Source organism: Microcoleus sp. Pol12A5, assembly GCF_036701435.1.
In the GTDB taxonomy this organism is placed as follows: domain Bacteria; phylum Cyanobacteriota; class Cyanobacteriia; order Cyanobacteriales; family Microcoleaceae; genus Microcoleus.
On sequence record NZ_JAUBQU010000241.1, the window covers coordinates 1 to 3,392 of the forward strand.

The following is a 3,392-nucleotide window of genomic DNA, read 5'->3' on the forward strand; positions in this document are numbered from 1 at the left end:
GAGCGAATTTTTATATTTGTCGATGAGATTGATAGTATTTTAAGCTTAGATTTTCCCGTCGATGACTTTTTCGCCTTGATTCGTTATTGTTACAACCAACGAGCCATTAATCCAGAATACAACCGAATTACCTTCGCGATTTTCGGAGTAGCTGCACCCAGCGATTTAATCGCCGATAAAAATCGGACACCTTTTAATATCGGACAAGCAGTAGATTTGCCCGGTTTTTCCTTGGAAGAAGCCTCTCCTTTAACTCAAGGGTTAGAGAGTGTAGTTAGTAATGCCGAGGCAATTATCAAATCAATATTAGCTTGGACTTCTGGGCAACCATTTTTGAGCCAAAAGCTGTGTCAATTGATAGTAATAGCGACGCGAGAATCTCACACTGACGTGCTGATGATTCCACCTGGAACAGAAGGATTTTTTGTGGAATCGGTCGTGCGATCGCGCATCATCGAGAATTGGGAATCTCAAGACGAACCGGAGCATTTAAAGACGATACGCGATCGCATCCTGAGAAATGAGCAACGTGCTGGCAGACTACTAGGCATCTATCAAAAAATCTTACAAGGAGTGGAAGTACCCACGGATGACTCGCGAGAACAGGTAGAACTATTGCTGTCTGGTTTGGTAGTAAAATATCAGGGGTTTTTACAGGTAAGAAACCAGATTTATCAAGAAGTATTTAACAAAAAATGGGTAGAAAAACATCTCGCTTCCTTGCGTCCATACTCTCAAGCCTTTGATGCTTGGATAACGTCCAAGCAGACCGATAAATCCCGACTGTTGCGCGGACAGGCATTGAAAAATGCTCAAGCTTGGGCCCAGGGTAAAAGTTTGAGTGACTTAGATTATCAGTTTTTAGGCGCTTCTGAAGAATTAGACCGAAGAGAAATGCAGGTAGGATTGGAAGCAGAACGGGCTAAAGAAATTGAAGCCAGACTAACAGAAGAACAAAAAAGATTAGCTGTAGAGAAAAAAAGTTCTAGGCGGCAAAGGTTTTTGCTTTTTGTAGTAACTATAGCATTAATTATCGCCTGTGCATTGGGGCTAGCGGTGTATTTTCAGTATCGGCAAACTGCTGTCAGCGAAATCAAAGCGATCGCCAAATCTTCCGAAGCACTATTCGCCTCAAATCAAAAATTAGACGCATTCATAGAGGCAATCAGAGGAAAGCGACAACTACAAAAGTTAGGTGGTGTAGACCCAGAACTCGAACGCTCAGTTAAAGAAGCTCTCCATCAAGCTGTTTATGGAGCAGTTGACTATAATCATTTATCGGGGCATGACAATGTGGTTAATGATGTAACTTTCAGCCCTGATGGGGAACTCATCGCCTCAGCTTCTGCCGATAAAACGATCGATCTTTGGGAAAAAGACGGTACAAAACTAGGAATACTTCAAGGACACAACAATGCTGTTTGGGGAGTTGTATTTAACCCCAGAGGGGATCTAATTGCTTCGGGTTCTGGGGATAAAACAGTCAAACTTTGGCGCAAAAACAGTACAAAATCACAAATGGGAAAGCCGAGTTATACCTTGTGGCAGACCTTAAAAGGACATATCGATAACGTTACACAAGTCGCGATCGCTCCTAACAATCAGATTATTGCTTCGGCTTCTAAAGATAAAACAATTAAACTCTGGAGTACAGACGGTCAACTGCTGAGAACTCTCACCGGACATACAGATGAAGTTGACAGCGTTGCCTTGAGCCCAGACAGTCAAATTATTGCATCTGCTTCTAAAGATCAAACTATCAAACTCTGGAATGCAGACGGCAAACTGCTGAGAACTCTCACCGGACATACAGATAGAGTCAAGAATGTTGCCTTTAGCCCTCAAGGAAATCTCATCGCCTCGGCGAGTTGGGATAAAACGGTCAAACTTTGGCACCTGGATGGAACTTTAGTCCAAACCCTAACTGGACACAGCGATGCCGTGACCAAAATCGCTTTTAACCCTCAAAGTGCTTTGCTTGCCTCGGCAAGTCTAGACAGAACAGTCAAATTGTGGCAGCTTGACGGCACTCTGCTAAAAACCCTGCTAGTCGCTAAGGATGTCGTCTCTGGATTGGCTTGGAGTCCTGACGGGCAAATCTTCGCCTCATCCAGTTGGGATGGCCCGATCGCACTCTGGAAGCTTGATGACAGTTTGCTTAAGACTCTTAACGGACATCAAGCATCAATTTACACCATAAAATTTAGTCCTGATGGTAAGACAATTGCCACCGCCAGTCGTGACAATACCGTTAAACTTTGGCAGCTTGATGGTAGCTTAATTCGCACTTTCCCCAAACAAGCTGATAAAGTTTTCGGAGTAGATTTCAGCCCAAAGGGAGACTCGATTGCTACAGGCGGTTATGACAGCACTGTTCGATTGTGGCGACTAGATGGAACCTTAATCAAGACTTTTACTGGACATCAAGGTAGAGTTTTCGCGGTGGATTTCCACCCAGACGGACAGTCACTCGCTTCGGCGGGTGAGGACAAAACGGTTAAAGTCTGGAGGATTGACGGCACCCAATTGGCAACTCTCAAAGGGCATACCGATCACATTAATGGAGTTGCCTTTAGTCCAGATGGAAAGCTCATTGCCTCTGGTAGTGTGGACGGCACTGTCAAACTTTGGCAGTGGGATAATGCGATCGCCTCTGGAAAGCCCAGCTACAAGCTTCTACACACTTTAACAAGCCATCGCCGTCAGGTAGCTGGAGTGGCATTTAGCCCTGACGGCAAGACTCTCGCTTCAGCGGGTATGGATAGCATGGTGAGACTTTGGCGGTTGGATGGTACAGAAATCAGAGCCTTAAAGGGACACAAAAATGGGGTATTCGGAGTGGCATTTAGCCCCGATGGCAAGACTCTCGCCTCAGCAAGTTTTGACGGCACTGTCAAACTTTGGAGGTACGATGGTCAAGAGCTTGAAACTTTAAAGGGACATAGCGATGGGGTGTTCGGAGTGGCATTTAGCCCTGATGGGAAGTTAGTCGCCTCAGCCAGTCAGGATACTACAGGAATTGTCTGGAATTTAGAGCGAATTTTCCAGCTCGATTTTCTCCAGTATGGATGCGATTGGGTCGGAAATTATTTGCGAACAAATGCTGATGTGAAGGGGGAGGACAGACATTTGTGCGATCGGGTGGGCGATCGCTAAACTATCCGAAACAATTAATTATCAATTATGAAAGATTACTCTTACCAAATTGGTGGCAGTCTCACAACTGATGCGCCTACCTATGTCGAACGACAAGCAGATATCCAACTTTATCAAGCCTTAAAACGAGGGGAGTTTTGCTACATTCTCAATTCGCGGCAAATGGGCAAATCTTCCCTTCTCGTTCGCACCTTCCATCGATTGCAAGCCGAAGGATTTCAATGCAGCACGATCGA

General features: G+C 45.0%; 2 protein-coding genes. Both read left to right on the forward strand.

What is annotated here, in order from left to right; translation table 11 throughout:
* Positions 1–3,156 (forward strand): WD40 domain-containing protein (locus tag QUA45_RS28300; protein ID WP_333223218.1); only part of this gene is annotated, 3,156 nt, incomplete at its 5' end.
* Between the two features lie 27 nt (positions 3,157–3,183).
* The coding region (locus QUA45_RS28305) for an AAA-like domain-containing protein (RefSeq protein ID WP_333223220.1) at positions 3,184–3,392 on the forward strand (209 nt) is incomplete at its 3' end.